Here is a 19,641-nt window from a genome sequence, read left to right as displayed (position 1 = left end):
TATGAAAGCTTTTATATTGTTTTTTTGTACGACCGCTTTTAGTTTTTCTTCAACTAATGTTTTTACCCAAAACGTAAAAATAGTTGTAGATAAAGATAAAGTTGTAACTATTGATGAAGTTTTTGACCTTTTAAGGGAGCAAACCAATTTTACATTTATCTATCAGGAAGATATGTTTAAGAATGCACCTAAAGTAAAGCTTAAAAAAGGAACTATTAGTGCCAATAAGTTACTCACAGAAAGCCTTTCTAATGAAGGTTTCAATTATGAACTGACCGGAAAAAATAAAATTATAATAACCAAAGCCAAAGCAGAAGAAAAACCGCAACAGAAAAAAAAGGTCTTGGGAGTTATTAATAACGCTGAGGGTTTACCCATTCCGGGAGTAAATATTTTGATAAAAGGATCTGCAGTAGGTGTGCAGTCTGATTTTGACGGAAAATTTGCTATAGATGTAGAAGGACCTAATTCAGTATTGGTGATTTCTTATATAGGCTATGTAAATCAGGAAATTACAGTGGGTAATCAAACCAATATTACAGTTAAACTTTTAGAAGATTATGCTAAGTTAGAAGAAGTTGTTGTAGTAGGGTATGGGACTCAAAAGAAATCAGATTTAACAGGTTCTGTTTCTGTTGTAAATGTAGAAAGTGCCAAAAAAGCAGTTACTTATGATGTTGCAAAAATGCTGCAAGGTCAGGCACCGGGTGTTAGCGTACAATCATCAGGAGAGCCGGGCGGATTTGTAAATATTAAAATTAGAGGAGTGAATTCCTTTAGTAACAACAATCCATTATTTGTTATTGATGGAGTGATTGTAGATTCTCCATTTGATTTTGCACCTGGAGACATCGAGTCGATGCAAGTTTTAAAAGACGCTTCTTCAGCAGCTATTTATGGGGTTCGTGGTGCCAATGGAGTAGTAATTATTACTACCAAGAAAGGAAAAGTAGGCGCAATGGAGGTTAAATACAAATCGCTTTATGGTGTTCAAAATGTAGCAAAACAATGGTCAGTAACCGATAGAGTAAGTTATCAAAGAATTACCACAGCAGCTGAACAAAATGATGGTTTGGGAGTAGCTCCAGGTAATGATCCTACAAGCCCATTTTACATCAATAATGTAAATACCAATTGGCAAAAAGAAGCTTATGGCACGGGTACAGTTCAAAATCATTCACTTACATTCAATGGTGGAGCAGAATCTCTTGGGTACAATTTGAATGTTGATTATTTCAAAAACACTTCATATTTAGAGACTCCACAGGATTACGAAAGGTATTCTATGAATTTGAATTTGCATGGAAAAAAAGGAAAATTCAAATACGGTTCAAAAATAGCTTATACAGAATCAGACAAAGAATCATTTAATAGCTGGGTAGGAGAATCGGCTATTCAGGCTTTGGTAACTGCTATTCCTACAATGCCGGTCTATGATGATAATTGGATAGGTGGATATGGAGGAACTTATAGTGATACGCAAAAAGCAATTTCACTTAATGTTATAGGATATAATAATTTAATTTCAAACTCAGGAAAAAGAAACCATTTTATTGGTGACATCTGGGGAGAATTGGAAATAGTTAAAGGACTAAAATACAAACTGGATGTAAGTTATGATAAAGTACACTGGTTTGACAAACGATATACTCCGGAATTTGAACTGGGATGGTATTATAAAGTACCAAGTACCAGAGCAACTCTTAACATTGCTACCGGAAACCAAATCAAAACCTTTGTAAATAACATTCTTACTTATAATGTAAGTTTAGGAAAACATAATATTGATGCTTTAGTTGGTTCTATTGACGAAAGAAATGATCATTACAATCATTTTTCTTCCGGAGTAGGATATGAAGCTAATGATATTAAAAAATTACAATTTGCTGATAATACCAACACCAATGAATACGAATATACCATTACCGGAAAATCGTATATCAGCAGATTGAATTATGGTTTTGATGATCGTTATTTGCTTACAGCTAACTTTAGACAGGACAAAACCTCTTTGTTTAGTCAAAAATACAATTCGGCTAATTTCTACTCTTTTTCAGGTGCCTGGAAATTAAGTAATGAAAAATTCATTCATTTACCGGAATGGGTTAGCAATGTGAAGTTAAGAGGAGGATATGGAATTATTGGAAACAACACCATTCCACAATATTTCTTTGCCACTACAATGAACAGTTTTGCCAGCTATACTTTTAATAATGAATTGGCTCCCGGTGCAACAGTTGTGAGCGCCTTAGATCCAAATGTACATTGGGAAGAAACTAAAACAACCAATGTAGCTCTTGAATTAGGAATGTTTGACAATGATTTGCAGTTGACAGCAGAGTATTTTATTAAAAAATCAAATGATTTATTAATTAGAGTTCCGTTACCTTTTTCTTCAGGAGCTTTTCCATCAGATGTTACAACCAACGCAGGAGCAGTAGAAAACAGAGGGGTTGAATTCTCGTTGATTTATAATAACAACAAGAATGAGTTCAAATACAGTATTGCGGCTAATATTGGAACTTTAAAAAACAAAGTAACACAAATAGGTTTTTCTGAAAATGGAAATCCTATACCGGGTCTTGCCGCTATGACAGAAGTAGGAAGATCGATAGGCGAAATTTACGCATACGAAACAGATGGAATTTTCCAATCTCAGGAAGAAATTAATGCAGCACCTTCACAAACAAATGTTCAGGTAGGAGATATAAAATTCAAAGATCAATTAACAGTCGATACTGATGGTGATGGCGTTTTTGATGCTGCTGATGGAGTTATAACTGATAGAGACAGAGTGTTTCAGGGAGTTACTATACCTAAATACAATTATGGTATCAATTTGAGTGCTTCTTATAAAAACTGGAATGCTACTATGTTTTGGCAAGGAAGCGGCGGAAACAAAGTATTTAATGGTTTGTACCGTGACTTAATGGTTGGAAAATATGGAAACCATCATACAGATATGTTAGATTACTGGACTCCAACAAACACTGATACTAATGTGCCAAGACCATCAATACAGGATGCTAACGGAAACAGCCGAGATTCGAATCGTTTTATAGAAAGTGGAAACTATATAAAATTACAAACAGCTGAGATTAGTTATAACATTCCAGTTAGTAAAACGAGTTTTATTAAAAACGCAAGAGTATATGCTAATGGACAAAACTTATGGATTATATCTAAATACAGAGGCTATGACCCTGATTTCATTAGCGATGGATTGTTTTCAAGAGGATATGACGGAGGCTCTTTCCCTAATCCAAGAACCATCTCTTTAGGTATTGAAGTGAATTTTTAAAACCAAGAAATCAATTTAAAACAAATCAAAATGAAACATAAAATATATAATTATTTAGCTGGTTTCTTTTCGCTGGCAATAATAACAACAAGCTGTGTTAACGATGAAGATTTAATTCAGGTTGACCCTAATAATAATGCTGTTGACTCTTTTTGGAAAACCGATTCAGATGCTTTACAAGGTGTCAATGCTGCCTACGGAAGTTTACTTACTGACGGAACTTATATGCGTAGTACACCTTTATTATTAGATTTAAAAGGGGATGATTGCAGAAGTAACAGCCCTTGGCCGGCTATGGCAAATGTGGGGAAATTTAATTCTAATGTGAGTGATGCCGCAATTTACGGTTGGGCATTTGAAACTTATTATCAGGGAATTTTTAGAGCTAATCAGGTTTTGACCAATGTACCATCTATTGACTTTACAGATGCAGCACTTAAAAACAGAATTTTAGGTCAGGCTTATTTTTTAAGAGGATTGTATTTGTTTCACGCAGTTAATATGTTTAAAAATGTACCGGTTCCAACACAATTGGCTGCAATTTATCCTCAAAAAACAGAAGCAGAAGGCTGGGCTCAGGTTATTTCCGATTTTAAAATGGCAGCCGAACTGTTACCAAAGTCCTATACTGAGGTTTCAGGTTTGGATGCAGGAGAAAAAGGTCGCGCAACTAAAGGTGCTGCATTGGGATATTTAGGAAAAGCCTATTTGTTTACCAAAGATTTTACAAATGCCAGAGATACTTTTAAAGAAGTGATTGATTTAGGAGTTTATTCATTAGTTTCTAATTACCGTGATAATTTTACGGAAACCAATGAAAACAATTCCGAGTCTTTGTTTGAAGTACAATTCAGCAGAGAAGCTGGAGGTGTTGACTTAGGATGGGGAGGTGCTCCTGCTTCGGGATGGGGAAAAACTTCTGCCAGAGCAATTACTTATGGTCCTAGAGATTTTGGATTTACGGATGTTCAGCCAACCAGAGCTTTATTTGACGAATTTCATCAGGAATTAACTCTATCGGGAGCGATAGATCCACGTTTAGATGCAACCATGTTCTATAACAAGCCAGGCGGAATGCAATTGTATGGACAGGATTTTGCTACTAAATACGCTTCAAATTCGGGAGATTTAAATGATTTATTTTGCAGAAAATATCAAAATTCTGATGGACAAAAAGTAAATGAATTTGACTGGAGATCAGGAATCAACGAGCGCTTATTGCGTTATGCTGATATTTTGTTAATGTATGCGGAATGTCTAAACGAAACTGGAAATACAGCCGGTGCTTATACTTACATCCAAATGGTTAGAGACCGTGTGAATTTACCAGTTTTGAGTGTTGTGAAACCAAATATGACAAAGGAACAAATGCGTGAGCAAATAGGTCACGAAAGATTCTTAGAATTCCCATTGGAAGGACACCGATTTGATGATATCCGTCGTTGGGGATGGTTACAGGATCCTGTTAAATTGGTTTGGTTAAAAGCCAGAGATGCTGAATTTAACTCTTATGCTGCAGGAAGAGAATTTTTTCCGATTCCGCAATTAGAAAGAGATAATAATCCTGGAACGATTCAAAACGACAGTTATTAGTATTTGCTGAATCAGTTTTCTAATACAATTAAAATTCTAAATAATCATGTGGTAAATTTTAAGGAGTTTACCACTTGATTTTATATCTGAATAAAAATGAAAAATTCAAATTCCATTTTAAAAATAGCTTCTTATTTAGGGCTTTCCTTATTTGTGCTTGCTACAGTAAGTTGTTCTAAAGATGATCCTACAACTGATGAGACCGACCCTCCCATTGTTGTTCCACCAGTAGTAACACCTACATTTAATGGGCCTAAATATGCTGATAATTACACCTCGATTGCTTCCTGGAGTAGCAGATCACAATGGAATTTAGCTAATGTCCATGATCCTACTGTTGAAAAATCAGGAGAGTATTATTATATGTATCAAACCGATGCTTCTTATGGTAATGCGCATGATGGACATGGCCATTTTCCTTACAGACGTTCTAAAGATTTGATTACTTGGGAATTTATGGGAACAGCTATGGCACAGGCTCCGGCATGGGTAAAAGATTCTTTGAATAACAAAAGAGCCAGAATGATTCCTGCTTTGCCACCAATAACTAATCCCAGATACGGATATTGGGCTCCATTTGTGAAAAAGGTTGGTAATAAATATCGAATGTATTACAGTATTGTGGTCGATGAACCTATTACGGGAACTAGTTTTGACACTTCGTGGTCAGAAAGAGCTTTTATTGGATTGGCAGAATCCGATGATTTAGCATCGAATGTTTGGGTGGATAAAGGAATGGTAGTATGCTCTGAACCGGATGGAGTAAAACCTTATTCTTTTACTGGCGAAAGAAATTGGGAAAACGCTTATTTTAAATTCAATGCAATCGACCCCACTTTTACAATCACTCCGGAAGGCGAACATTATCTAATTTATGGTTCCTGGCATTCGGGAATTGCAGCCTTGAAATTGAATCCAACTACAGGAAAACCGGACCAACTCAAAACCTTAAGCGATTATGGAACCCGAATCGCTTCCCGTCATCCTACTAGCCGTTGGCAAGCTTCTGAAGGTCCTGAAATAATATACAATCCGGACACGCAATATTATTATTTGTTTTTGGCTTATGATGAACTTTCGGTGGCCTATAATACCCGTGTGGCACGTTCCAGAAGTATAACTGGACCATATTTAGGTATTAACGGTGCTAATATTACTAATGGAGCCGATTGTTGGCCAATGCTTACACATCCTTATGGGTTTAATAATCATACGGGTTGGGTAGGTTTTTCTCATTGTTCTGTATTTCAAAATCCAGATACTAAAGAATGGTTTTATGCTTCTCAGGCACGTTTGCCTGAAGGAGTTCCCGGCATCAATGCGTCTAATGCTGTTATGATGGGACATGTTCGAGCCATTCAATGGACAGAAGATGGCTGGCCTGTAGTGGATGCTGAGCGTTATGCCGGAGTACCTAAAACGACTATTACCGAAGCTTCGTTTATAGGTCAATGGGAACAGATTACTATGAATTACCAATATAAAACGATTCAAAAATCAGTGAACATTTTTTTGACTGCCGATAAAAAAGTAAGCGGAGCTCTTACAGGAACTTGGTCTTATGATAGTATAAACAAGACTTTAATTGTAAATGGTATTAAATGTAAAGTTAGTGATGCCTGGGATTGGGAAGCTTCAACAAGAAAAGTAACGCTGAGTTATTCCGGACTAACCGCTGATGGAAGACCTGTTTGGGGCAAAAAAAAATAAATTAAAATAAATGCCCCATTAATTTGGGCAAATGCATAAGTTTTATTTTTAACCACGACCCGAGCAATAGCGAATAGGCAAAGCAATTACACGAATTAGCACCAATTTTAAGGCTAAAAAAATATACTAATCAATAGATTCGTGTAATCAATGACATCTCAATTTGTGTTATTTCGTGTAATTCGTGGCTGTTTTTTTATTCCTGAAGCTGATGCGATTATCTTGCCCTTTCGATTTTAGAAAGGGTTTTTGTTAAAATATAAGTTGAGTTTATTTATAGCTTGCTTTTATCTTTTTATTTTACCTATATTTACAAATGTTAAACATACACTTATAACCAATAAAAAATGTAACTAGAATGAAAAAAAATCTGTTCTTATTGTTGGCTTTTACTTTTTGTAGTCAACTTGCTTTTTCACAAAAAGAAACCACAATTCTTAGTATTAAAAAAGCTGAGAAACCTACTGTTATTAATAAAAATATTTATGGTCACTTTGCAGAACATTTGGGGAGATGTATCTATGGAGGTTTTTTTGTAGGCGATACGTCTAAAATTCCTAACACAAACGGAGTTAGAAATGACATTATCGCAGCATTAAAAGAATTAAAAATACCAAATTTAAGATGGCCTGGAGGTTGTTTTGCGGATACTTATCATTGGAAAGATGGTATTGGTCCAAAAGAAAACCGACCAACAATTGTAAATCAATGGTGGGGAGGAACAACTGAGGACAACAGCTTTGGAACTCATGATTTTTTAAATTTATGCGAAGTATTAGGAGCTGAGCCTTATTTGGCGGGTAATATTGGAAGTGGAACAGTTCAGGAATTAGCTGACTGGGTTCAGTATGTGAACTTTGCAGGCAAAAGTCCAATGAGTGATTTACGCAAGAAAAACGGAAGAAATGAACCTTGGAAAGTGAAATTTTGGGGTGTTGGTAATGAAGCCTGGGGATGCGGAGGAAATATGACTGCTGAATATTATGCAGGAGAATATCGAAAATATGCCACATTTATGTCAGATTGGGAAAATACAGGTGGAATCACTCGTATCGCATCTGGATCAAATGGAGCTGATTACAACTGGACAGAAGTTTTGATGAAAAACATTCCTACCAATATGATAGGAGGTTTAGGAGTACATCATTATGCTGTTATTAATTGGAATAAAAAAGGAGATGCTGTAGATTTTAGCGAAGATCAATATTTTGAAACGATGAAATCGGCGTTGAAAATGGAAGAATTAGTTACTAAGCACGCTGCTATTATGGATAAATATGATCCTGCTAAAAAAGTAACTATGGCTGTAGATGAATGGGGTGGCTGGTATGAAGTACAAAAAGGAACTAATCCTGGGTTTTTGTACCAACAAAACACTATGCGTGATGCTATGATTGCAGGTACAACGCTGAATACTTTTAATAACCATGCCGATAGAGTGCGTATGGCTAACTTAGCACAATGTGTAAATGTATTGCAAGCGGTTATCCTGACTGATGAAGCAAAAATGATTTTGACACCAACATATCATGTTATGAAAATGTACCGTGTGCATCAGGATGCTGAGTTATTGCCTGTTAACTTTACTTCGCCAATGTACACTTTTGAAGGTAAAAGTTTGCCTGCTATTTCTGCTTCGGCATCAAAAGATAAAAGCGGTTTAGTACATATTTCATTAGTAAATGTTGATTCTAAGAAAGAAAATAAAATCGAAATCGATTTGGCTGAATTAGGTTTGAAAAATGTTACTGCAACCATTTTGACTTCTAAGAAATTACAGGATTATAATTCATTTGATAAACCAAATGCAATTGAACCTAAGGAATTCAAAGGCTTTAAAAATGCTAAAGGGAAATTAGAAATAACTATTCCTGCGTTTTCTGTTGTAGTATTTGAAGGGAAATAAATTTATGAAAATCACAACTCTATTATTTAGTGTGAGTCTTTTATCAGCAGTTGTTTCTTGTAAAACAACTGCTGTAAAAGAAACGACTACTACTGGAAATCAGCTTTCGCTGAAAATGAATAATCCTATTATTACCGATAAATATACTGCTGATCCAGCTGCCATTGTTTACAAAGACAAGGTGTATCTTTATGCAGGACATGATGTTCCGCCAAAAGATGTGAATTCGTATCGAATGAACGAATGGCTGGTTTATTCTTCTTCAGATATGGTCAATTGGCAGGAACATCCAGTGCCTTTAAAACCTACTGATTTTGCTTGGGCAAAAGGCGATGCCTGGGCAGGACAAGTGATTGAAAGAAACGGGAAATTCTATTGGTATGTAACCGTTTCTCACGGATCGATTCATGGAAAATCGATAGGAATTGCAGTTTCTGATAGTCCAACAGGGCCTTTTAAAGATGCTTTAGGAAAAGCATTAATTACTAATGATATGACTACCAAAACAAAAATCAGTTGGGATGATATTGATCCAACAGTGATTGTAGATGATGATGGTCAGGCTTATCTTTTTTGGGGAAATACCGTTTGTAATTATGTGAAACTTAAAGAAAACATGATTGAAATGGATGGACCAATACAAACTATAGATTTACCTAATTTTACCGAAGCACCTTGGATTCACAAACGAAAAGGATGGTATTATTTGTCTTATGCGTATCAGTTTCCTGAAAAAATTGCTTACGCTATGAGTAAATCAATTACCGGACCCTGGGAATATGAAGGAATTTTGAATGAAGTTGCTGGAAATTCGAATACCAATCATCAGGCAATCATCGATTTTAAAGGCAAGTCGTATTTTATTTACCATAATGGATCAATACCTACTGATGGAGGAAGTTTTAGAAGATCAGTATGTGTGGATCGTTTGTATTATAATCCAGATGGAACTATGAAACGTGTAGTGATGACATCAGAAGGAATTCAGCAATAAATTTAAATGAAATCAAGTAAAAAAATACAGAACCTATTTCTCTCTTTAGTAGTTTTGATTGGTTATTCGTCATTGGCTCAGGATATCAGTGTTCATGATCCAGTGATGATTAAACAAAAAGATACTTATTATTTGTATTGTACAGGACGCGGAATCAGTGTTTTTAGTTCAAAAGATCTGAAAAACTGGAATAAAGAGCCAGCAGTATTTAAAGAAAAACCTGTTTGGGCTGATTCTGTTGCGGCTGATTTTAAGAATCACATTTGGGCACCGGATATTTCCTTTCACAACAATACTTATTATTTGTATTATTCGGTTTCCGCTTTCGCAAAAAATACTTCCGCGATTGGGGTTACAACTAATACGACTTTGGATCCAAAAGATCCAGCTTATAAATGGGTCGATCACGGAATTGTGATTCAATCCGTTCCTAACAGAGATTTATGGAATGCGATAGACCCCAATTTGACTTTCGACGAAAATAACACGCCTTGGTTGGCTTTTGGTTCTTTTTGGGAAGGACTGAAAATGGTGAAATTGAATCCCGATTTATTGTCAATCGCGCAGCCGCAGGAGTGGCACACTATTGCAAAACGAAAGAGAACTTTCGAATTAGCCGATGCTAACCCAGGAGATGCAGCCTTAGAAGCTCCTTTTATATTTAAAAAGAACGGTTATTATTACCAGTTTCTTTCATGGGATTTTTGTTGTCAAGGAGAAAAAAGCACTTATAAAGTAGTAGTGGGGAGGTCTAATAAAGTTACCGGACCATATTTAGACAAAGATGGGAAATCTTTAAATGAAGGAGGTGGTACTATTTTGTTACAACCAAATGAAAATTGGTACGGAGCGGGTCACAATAGTGCTTATACTTTTGATGGGAAGGATTATATTATTTTTCATGCTTATGAAAAAAAGAATAATGGAAAACCAAAATTAGAAATCAAAGAGTTGAAATGGGATGCTGATTTCTGGCCAAGTCTATAAAGTATTCAATATTCACTTTACAAATTGATTATTAAAAAAGCTTATTTTTTTAAAATAGTTTGGTTTATTCCAATGTGCTATGGGAGGACAATATTGAGAATAGCTTGTGATAAACATATCAAAATCCATCTCTCAAATTAATTTAATTCAAGTATAACATGCAAACAAACAGATTGAAAAACCTCGTATTATCAGCCATTGTTTTGGTAAGCGTCGCTTCCTGTACAGATAAAAAAGTACAAAAAGATAAGTCTAAAGAAGAAGTTACAACAAGTACAAAAACAACTTTGTCTAACAAACCTATTGTGTTACAAAGAGCAGATCCGTTTATCTACAAACATACAGATGGGTATTACTATTTTACAGGGTCGGTACCAACTTATGACGCTATAGAGTTAAGACGTTCAAAATCTATTGATGAACTTCAAAATGCTGAAACTTTTAGGGTATGGGAAAAACATAAAAGCGGACCAATGAGTCGTCATGTTTGGGCTCCGGAAATTCATTATTTGGATGGAAAATGGTACGTTTATTTTGCAGCAAGCGAGGAAGAAGATATTTGGAAATTAAGACCTTATGTTTTGGAGTGTACAGGTCAGGATCCTTTACATGACAAGTGGATTGAGCTAGGACAAATGCAGGCAGCTGATGCAGATCCAAAAAGCTTTACTGATTTTTCTCTGGACGGAACCGTATTTGAGCATAAAAATAAACGCTATTTCTGTTGGGCAGAAAAAACGGGTGGGCAGTTCGCAGCTTCTAATTTGTATTTAGCCGAAATGGAATCACCTATAAAACTAAAAACAGTTCAATTTATGCTAACGACTCCAGATTATGATTGGGAACGCATTGGCTTTTGGGTGAATGAAGGTCCAGCAGTTATTAAAAACAAAGGGAAAATTTACATTACTTTTTCGGCAAGTGCTACAGGTGCATGTTACAGTATGGGTATGATGGAAGCAGACGAAAATGCAGATTTACTAGATAGAAATTCTTGGAAAAAATCCAGATATCCAGTATTAAAGACCAATGAAGCGAAAAAAATTTATGGTCCAGGACATAACTCCTTTACAGTTGATGAAAAGGGAGAACCTTTAGTAATATATCATGCAAGGGATTACGAAAAAGCTGTTGGTGATCCAAAAGTAGTGCCAGCGACTGATAAAAGACCGTTGAAAGAAATTATTGCAGATCCGTTATATGACCCGAATCGTCATGCGAGAATGATGAAATTAAAATTTGATGAGAACGGTACACCAATATTTGAATTTAATTAAAAGTGTAAAATAAAAACTTGTCAAAAGAACTTAATACAAAGGATTATTGATGTGGTCAACTGAAAATTTATTGGACACATTATTGACTGACAAATAAAAGAAAAATTAAAATATGAAATTAAACTTAATGACTAAAAGTACCGTTTGCGGTTTGTTACTTAGTAGTTTTTTGGCGATAGCCCAAAAAACAAAACTGGAAGTAGATTTAACAAAATCAATTACTAAAATCCAACCAACGATGTATGGTGTCTTTTTCGAAGATATCAATTTTGCTGCCGATGGAGGTTTGTATGCCGAAATGGTTAAGAACAGAACTTTTGGGTTTGATGCTCCGCTTATGGGATGGTTGCAGCCTAATAGTAATGTGCATTCATTTAATAAAGAATCAGGAATTGCGACTCCAATTCATGCTTCTGAAAATCCTAATAATCCTGATTTTTGTAGAATTAACATCAATAATGATAAAGGATACCAAATTTTAAATGAAGGTTTTAGAGGGATGGGGATTAAGAAAGATGCAAAATACAATCTTTCTTTAAAAGCAGCCAATCATAACAATGCCATTAAAAAGATAATTGTACAATTTGTTGATGCTGACAAAAAGGTTTTGGGAGAGACTTTTATTGTTCCAACATCTACTGGCTGGAAAGACTATTCAGCACAAATTGTAGCTACAGAAACTGAAGCAAAAGCACAATTAAAAATTACTTTTGAAGGTACAGGAACAATAGATTTAGATATGATTTCGTTATTTCCTGAAGAAACATGGATGAACCGAAAAAATGGTTTGCGTAAAGATATTGTTCAGTTGTTATACGATTTAAAACCTGGATTTATCAGATTCCCTGGTGGTTGTATCGTTGAAGGAAAAACATTGGAAAACAGATACCAATGGAAAAAAACCGTTGGTGCTGTTGAAAACAGAGAGACGATGATTAACAGATGGAATGTGGAGTTTAAAAATAAACAAGCACCTGATTATTTCCAGTCTTTTGGTTTAGGATTTTTCGAATATTTCCAACTAGCAGAAGATGTAGGAGCACAGCCATTACCAATTTTAAGTTGTGGAATCGCTTGTCAGTACAATTCGGGTGAATTAGTTCCAATGGAAGAATTAGACCCTTATGTTCAGGATGCTTTGGATTTGATCGAATTTGCTAATGGAGCCGTGACAACCAAATGGGGGAAATTAAGATCCGATATGGGACACCCAAAACCGTTTAATCTTAAATTTATTGGGGTAGGAAATGAGCAATGGGGACCTCAATATATTGAAAGATATAAGGTTTTTGCAGCAGCTATAAAAGCAAAATACCCTGCTATGACGATTGTTTCGGGTTCAGGACCTTCGCCTGACGGAGCAATGTTCGATTACGGATGGGATGAATTGAAAAAGTTAAATGCTGATGTTATTGACGAGCATTATTATAAAAACCCGGAATGGTTTAAAGAAAATGCTGCAAGATATGATAAGTACGACAGAAAAGGACCTAAGATTTTTGCTGGGGAATATGCGTCACATCCTAAAGGTGTAGAAGACGGATTGAAAGAGAATAACTGGTTGTCAGCGCTTACAGAATCGGCATTTATGACAGGTTTAGAGCGTAATGCCGATGTGGTTCATTTAACTTCTTATGCGCCTTTAATGGCTCATGTTGATGCTTTTCAATGGGCTCCGGATATGATTTGGTTTGATAATTTGAATTCTTATGGAACAGCGAATTATTATGTTCAGAAATTATATTCAAACAATAAAGGAACTGATGTTTTGTCAATAACTAAGGATGGAAAAGCCTTAACGGGACAAAATGAGTTGTATGCTACTGCGGCAAAAGATGTAGATAAAAAAGAGTTGATTTTGAAACTGGTAAATACATCTGACAAAGCTCAGGATCTTGAGGTTAATTTATCTGGTCAAAGTGTCGATTCTAAAGGAAAGATGATTGTGTTGAACCATGAAAATTTAGAGGATTACAATACATTGGCTGAGCCAACTAAGATTGTTCCTGTTGAAAAAGAATACAAATTAAGTGGAAAAAAAGCTTCAGTAAGCTTACCGGCTTATTCATTTGTGGTATTGAAATTAAAGATGAAATAAGTCTTATTTTTTCGAGAAACTTTAGTTGAGCAAATTTTTAACTTAATTGTTCAAAATTTAATAAAAAACATTAAGTGTGAGTGGTACACTTAATGTTTTTTTGTTATATATTTGTAGCCATATTTTAAATAATGAAGATGAAAAATTATGTAATAGGTCTAGATTACGGATCGGATTCAGTTCGTGCCGTATTAATTGATACCGAAAACGGGCAAGAATTAGCCTCAGATGTTTGCCATTACAAAAGATGGAAAAACAAACAGTATTGCAATCCGTCAATCAATCAATTCCGTCAACATCCTTTGGATCATATCGAAGGATTGGAATCAACAATTAAAAATATTGTATCAGCAAGCAAGGTAGATCCTTCGTTGATAAAAAGTATCTGTATTGATACAACAGGTTCTTCGCCTGTTCCTGTTACCGAAGACGGAACTCCGTTAGCTTTAACAGCTGAATTTGCTGAAAATCCAAATGCAATGATGGTTTTGTGGAAAGATCACACAGCTATCAACGAAGCCAATGAAATTAACGAACTTGCCGCTACTTGGGGAGGTGAAGATTTCACTAAATACGAAGGAGGAATTTATTCTTCTGAGTGGTTTTGGGCAAAAATATTACACATCGCTCGTGAAGATGAAGCAGTTAAAAATGCCGCTTATACCTGGTTAGAGCACTGTGATTTAATGACTTATTTGTTAATTGATGATAAGGATTTAAAAACATTCAAAAGAAGCCGTTGTGCAGCAGGACATAAAGCAATGTGGCACGAAGACTGGAATGGATTACCACCAGAAGAATTTTTAGGTAAATTACACCCATACTTGGCTCAGCTTAGAGGGAAATTATACGACGAAACTTACACTTCAGATCTAGTTGCCGGAACTTTAAACCAGGAATGGGCAACAAAATTAGGTTTGACTACTGACACTATTATTGCTGTTGGAACTTTTGATGCACATTCAGGAGCTGTTGGTGCTAAAATTGACGAGTACGCTTTAGTTCGTGTAATGGGAACTTCAACTTGTGATATTATTGTTTCTGCTAAAGAAAACGTAGGAAGCAAAACCGTTAAAGGTATTTGCGGACAAGTAGATGGTTCAGTTATTCCGGGGTATATTGGTCTTGAAGCGGGACAATCAGCTTTTGGAGATGTATTGGCTTGGTTTAAAGATACGCTTTCCTGGCCATTGGATAATTTGGTTTACAACTCAACTATTTTATCTGAAGAGCAAAAAGCGCAATTAAAAGAAGAAGTAGAATCTAATTTCATCAAGACTTTAACAGAACAAGCTGAGGCAATTCCGTTGTCAGAAAGTATTCCAACTGCTTTGGACTGGGTAAATGGTCGTAGAACTCCGGATGCTAATCAAGGACTGAAAAGTGCGATGACTAATTTATCATTAGGAACAAAAGCGCCACATATTTTCAAAGCTTTAATCAATTCAATCTGTTTTGGTTCTAAGAAAATTGTAGACCGTTTTGAAGAAGAAGGTGTTCGTATTGACAGCGTTATCGGAATTGGTGGTGTGGCGAGAAAATCACCATTTATTATGCAAACTTTGGCTAATGTATTAAACAAGCCAATTAAAGTTTGTGCTTCTGATCAGGCACCGGCTTTAGGAGCTGCTATCTATGCTGCTGTTGCTGCAGGAATTTATCCAAACGTGATTGAAGCCGCTAAGAAAATGGGAAGTGATTTTGAAAGCGAATATTTCCCTCAGGCTGATAAAATTGAAAAATACCAGGAATTGATGGATTCGTATTCTGTATTAAGTCAATTCGTAGAAAGTATAACAAAATAATTAAGTAAAATGAGTAAATACCAAGTATTAAAACAAGAATGTTACGAAGCTAATATGCAACTAAATGAATTGAATTTAGTAGTATATACTTTTGGAAATGTAAGTGCTGTAGATAGAGAAAATGGCGTTTTTGCGATAAAACCAAGTGGTGTGCCTTATGAAGAGTTAAAAGCTGAGGATATTGTAATTGTTGATTTTGATAATAATATTATCGAAGGTGACAAACGTCCTTCTTCTGATACTAAAACTCATGCTTATTTGTACAAACATTGGCCAAACATTGGTGGTGTTGCTCATACTCACGCTACTTATTCAGTAGCCTGGGCTCAGGCACAAAGAGATATTCCGATTTTTGGAACAACTCACGCCGATCATTTGACTTCAGATATTCCTTGTGCTGCGCCAATGGCTGATAACTTAATCGAAGGAAACTACGAGCACAATACAGGAATCCAAATTTTGGATTGTTTCAAAGAAAAAAATCTTTCTTATGAAGAAACGGAAATGGTTTTGTTAGGAAACCACGGTCCATTTGCCTGGGGTAAAAATGCAGCTAAAGCGGTTTATAACTCTAAAGTGTTAGAGGTTTGTGCTGAAATGGCTTATTTGACGTTACAAATTAATCCGGCTGCGCCAAGATTGAAAGATTCTTTGATTAAAAAACATTACGATCGTAAGCACGGAAAAGACGCTTATTACGGACAATAAATTAGGTTTGTAGTTTAGGGTTTTTGGTTTTAAACGATAAACGCTAAACAACAATCAATTAACAACAAATAATAAACAATAAACATTTAGATAAAATGATAGATATTTCTAAAAAAGAAATTTGGTTCGTAGTAGGAAGCCAAAACCTATATGGTGAAGAAACTTTAAGACAGGTTGCGTTGCATTCTCAGGAAATTGCAAAAGGAATTGATGCTTCTTCTCATGTTCCTGTAAAAGTAATTTACAAATCAGTGGCAAAATCACCTAGTGAAATCACTGATATTTGTTTGGAAGCCAATACGAACAAAAACTGTATTGGAATCATTGCCTGGATGCATACTTTTTCTCCGGCTAAAATGTGGATTAATGGTTTAAGTATTCTTAAAAAACCATTATGTCATTTACATACACAATACAATGCTGAAATTCCATGGGCTTCTATTGATATGGATTTCATGAACTTGAATCAATCAGCTCACGGAGACAGAGAGTTTGGTTATATTATGTCAAGAATGCGTAAAAAACGTAAAGTGGTTGTAGGTCACTGGGAAGACGTGCGTGTTCAACAAAAATTAGGAAACTGGTCTAGAGTAGCTTTAGGTTGGGATGAAATGCAAAACTTAAAAGTAGCGCGTTTTGGGGACAACATGCGTGAAGTTGCTGTTACTTGTGGAGATAAAGTAGAGGCTCAAATTCGTTTTGGTATGTCTGTAAACGGATACGACTCTTCAGATATCGTTAATAAAATGAAATTAGTTACTGATGCGCAAGTAGATGCTTTAGTAGCGGTTTATGAAGAATCATACAATTTAGCTCCAAAATTACAAGTAGGAGGAGAGCAAAGACAATCATTGTTAGATGCTGCTAAAATCGAATTAGGTTTAAGAGCTTTCTTAGAAGAAGGTGGTTTTGGTGCTTTCACAGATACTTTTGAAAACTTAGGAGAATTAAAACAATTACCAGGTATTGCAACTCAGCGTTTAATGGCTGATGGTTACGGTTTTGGTGGTGAAGGTGACTGGAAAACAGCTGCTATGGTTCGTGTTATGAAAGTAATGAACATCGGTCTTGAAGGAGGAACTTCTTTCATGGAAGATTATACTTATCACTTTACACCTGAGAAATCATACGTTTTAGGTTCTCACATGCTAGAAATTTGTCCTTCTATTACTGACGGAAAACCTTCTTGCGAAATTCATCCATTAGGAATTGGTGGAAAAGAAGATCCGGTTCGTTTGGTATTCAATTCACCTGCTGGAGATGCTATCAATGTTTCGTTGGTTGATATGGGGACTCGTTTCCGTTTAATCGTTAACGAAGTAACTGCGGTTAAGCCAATGGCTGATTTACCAAAATTACCAGTAGCTCGTGTGCTTTGGGATTGTAAACCTAACCTTGACATCGCTGCTACAGCTTGGATTCTTGCTGGTGGTGCTCACCATACAGTATATAGCCAGGCGGTAACTACTGAATTTATGGAAGATTTTGCTGATATTGCTGGAATCGAATTAGTGGTTATTGATAACGATACCAGAATCCGTAATTTCAAAGATACTTTGAATGCTAATGAAGCTTACTACCATTTATTTCAAACTGGATTATAATCTTTTTTAGAAACAAATTTACCAAGTCATAAAGTCAAAAGTTAGTATTACTTTTGGCTTTATGGCTTCTCTATTATCATTAACCTAATAAAATAAAATTATGAATCTATTAAAAAGTTGTGTCTTAGGATTGGCTGTTATTACTACAGCAGGACTTTCTGTTCAATGTAAAGGGGAAAAGAAAGAAAACCAGGAACAAAATGTTACTCAAAAAGACAGTGTTACTATTGAGAAATCAGAGTACGGAACTACTGCCAAAGGTGAAAAGATTGACAGCTATAAGTTGAAAAATCAAAAAGGAATGGAAGTGGATATTATGACTTATGGAGGAATTATTACTTCTTTAAAAGTGCCTAATAAAGCAGGAGTTTCTGAAGAAGTAGTGGTAGGTTTTGATAATTTCGAACAATATACTAAAGACAATCCTTATTTTGGAGCTTTAATCGGTCGTTACGGAAATCGTATTGCTAAAGGTAAATTTACTTTGGATGGTAAAGAATATAAATTGGCAACTAATAATGGTGAAAATGCTTTACACGGAGGGCCTGAAGGATTTCATAGAAGAATTTGGACTGTCGAAGAGGCTAAAGGTGGTAATGCTGCAGTCTTAAAGTTGAAGTACATCAGTAAAGACATGGAAGAGGGTTATCCTGGGAATTTAACGGTTTTTGTTACTTATACATTAAACAATGATAATTCTTTGGATGTTCTTTACGAGGCTACAACGGATAAGAAAACAGTGGTGAATTTAACACAACATTCTTATTTCAACTTATCAGGGGATTTTACTAAAACTATCTTGAATAATGAAATCACTATTGATGCGGATAAATTGGTACCTGTAGATGCTGATCTTATTCCAACAGGTAAATTAGATGATGTGACTAATACTCCTTTTGATTTCAGAAAACCAAAAGCGATTGGTAAAGATATCGAAGTAACAAATGACCAATTGAAAAAAGGATTGGGTTACGATCACTGTTGGGTGTTGAATAACCAGGACAAAGGATTCCGTTTTGCAGCTTCTGCTTATGATCCAACTAGCGGAAGATTGTTGGAAGTATACACTGATCAGCCTGGAATCCAATTGTACACAGGAAACTTCTTGGACGGAACTTTACCAACCAGAGACGGTAAAACTTACGCACATAGAACAGGACTTTGTTTGGAAACACAGCATTATCCGGATTCTCCAAATCAAAAAGATTTCCCAACTACGGTTTTGAATCCGGGAGAAAACTATAAAACAAAAACTTCTTTCAAGTTTTCTACTAAATAATATTAGGAAAAAGAATTTGTTTTAATTTATTGAACCCATCTCGTTCCAAACGGGATGGGTTTTTTTTGTGCTTTTGAGTAAAGTAGATTTTATACATATATATAAGAGAGATTTTTTGGTAGCTATTTCCCGCTATCCGCTATATCTCTTGTGTCCGCTGTCGCTACCACAAGAGGATGCCGCTGCTATCAGGGCTAGGGCTGTGTGCTAGAAATAGCGATATGTACTATATATAATAGTATAGTTTATTAGAAAACCTTAGCGAATCTCTGTGTTTTCTTTGAGTATCTCTGCGAAACAACTTCTGATAAACTCCAAAATCCTACAAAAGCTAAAAAATAAAAACCACGTTTTCAGTTGATTAAAAAATACTTTCAAA

The 19,641-nt window shown here is 35.5% G+C and carries 12 protein-coding genes; all 12 read left to right on the top strand.

Annotated elements, in window-relative coordinates; translation table 11 throughout:
- The first annotated feature begins 1 nt into the window (after position 1).
- The 12 genes from FDM27_RS15480 to FDM27_RS15425 all read left to right on the top strand — a co-directional run bounded on the left by FDM27_RS15480 (position 2) and on the right by FDM27_RS15425 (position 19,262).
- Complete coding sequence (locus tag FDM27_RS15480; RefSeq protein ID WP_181161689.1) at positions 2 to 3,301, top strand: SusC/RagA family TonB-linked outer membrane protein; 3,300 nt, start codon at positions 2 to 4, stop codon at positions 3,299 to 3,301.
- Positions 3,302 to 3,331: 30 nt separating this feature from the next.
- Positions 3,332 to 4,894 (top strand): RagB/SusD family nutrient uptake outer membrane protein, encoded by a 1,563-nt coding sequence (locus tag FDM27_RS15475; protein ID WP_140487846.1) that lies wholly within the window; start codon positions 3,332 to 3,334, stop codon positions 4,892 to 4,894.
- Between the two features lie 96 nt (positions 4,895 to 4,990).
- A complete protein-coding gene (locus FDM27_RS15470) occupies positions 4,991 to 6,604 on the top strand; it encodes an arabinan endo-1,5-alpha-L-arabinosidase (RefSeq protein WP_140487844.1) in 1,614 nt (537 codons plus the stop codon).
- A gap of 358 nt (positions 6,605 to 6,962) precedes the next feature.
- Entirely contained in the window at positions 6,963 to 8,510 is a 1,548-nt protein-coding gene (locus FDM27_RS15465) for an alpha-N-arabinofuranosidase (protein ID WP_140487842.1), read from the top strand.
- Positions 8,511 to 8,514: 4 nt separating this feature from the next.
- Positions 8,515 to 9,504 carry a glycoside hydrolase family 43 protein gene (locus tag FDM27_RS15460; RefSeq protein ID WP_181161688.1) on the top strand — a complete coding sequence of 330 codons (990 nt, stop codon included), beginning with the start codon at positions 8,515 to 8,517 and terminating at the stop codon, positions 9,502 to 9,504.
- A gap of 6 nt (positions 9,505 to 9,510) precedes the next feature.
- Positions 9,511 to 10,491 carry an arabinan endo-1,5-alpha-L-arabinosidase gene (locus tag FDM27_RS15455; RefSeq protein WP_140487840.1) on the top strand — a complete coding sequence of 327 codons (981 nt, stop codon included), beginning with the start codon at positions 9,511 to 9,513 and terminating at the stop codon, positions 10,489 to 10,491.
- Positions 10,492 to 10,649: 158 nt separating this feature from the next.
- A complete protein-coding gene (locus FDM27_RS15450; RefSeq protein ID WP_140487838.1) occupies positions 10,650 to 11,768 on the top strand; it encodes a family 43 glycosylhydrolase in 1,119 nt (372 codons plus the stop codon).
- Between the two features lie 112 nt (positions 11,769 to 11,880).
- Positions 11,881 to 13,866, top strand: a complete 1,986-nt coding sequence (locus FDM27_RS15445; protein WP_140487836.1) for an alpha-L-arabinofuranosidase C-terminal domain-containing protein — start codon at positions 11,881 to 11,883, stop codon at positions 13,864 to 13,866.
- Between the two features lie 137 nt (positions 13,867 to 14,003).
- Positions 14,004 to 15,671, top strand: a complete 1,668-nt coding sequence (locus FDM27_RS15440; protein ID WP_140487834.1) for a ribulokinase — start codon at positions 14,004 to 14,006, stop codon at positions 15,669 to 15,671.
- Positions 15,672 to 15,680: 9 nt separating this feature from the next.
- The gene (locus tag FDM27_RS15435) at positions 15,681 to 16,379 is read left to right on the top strand and encodes an L-ribulose-5-phosphate 4-epimerase (protein ID WP_140487832.1); all 699 of its coding nucleotides are present in this window, start codon (positions 15,681 to 15,683) and stop codon (positions 16,377 to 16,379) included.
- Between the two features lie 95 nt (positions 16,380 to 16,474).
- Positions 16,475 to 17,983 (top strand): L-arabinose isomerase, encoded by a 1,509-nt coding sequence (gene araA, locus FDM27_RS15430; RefSeq protein WP_140487830.1) that lies wholly within the window; start codon positions 16,475 to 16,477, stop codon positions 17,981 to 17,983.
- A 100-nt stretch (positions 17,984 to 18,083) separates the two neighbouring features.
- Complete coding sequence (locus FDM27_RS15425; RefSeq protein WP_071183257.1) at positions 18,084 to 19,262, top strand: aldose epimerase family protein; 1,179 nt, start codon at positions 18,084 to 18,086, stop codon at positions 19,260 to 19,262.
- Positions 19,263 to 19,641 lie beyond the last annotated feature (379 nt).

The organism is Flavobacterium sp. GSA192, assembly GCF_006386525.1.
In the GTDB taxonomy this organism is placed as follows: Bacteria; Bacteroidota; Bacteroidia; order Flavobacteriales; family Flavobacteriaceae; genus Flavobacterium; species Flavobacterium commune.
This window is presented reverse-complemented; position numbering and strand designations above follow the sequence as displayed.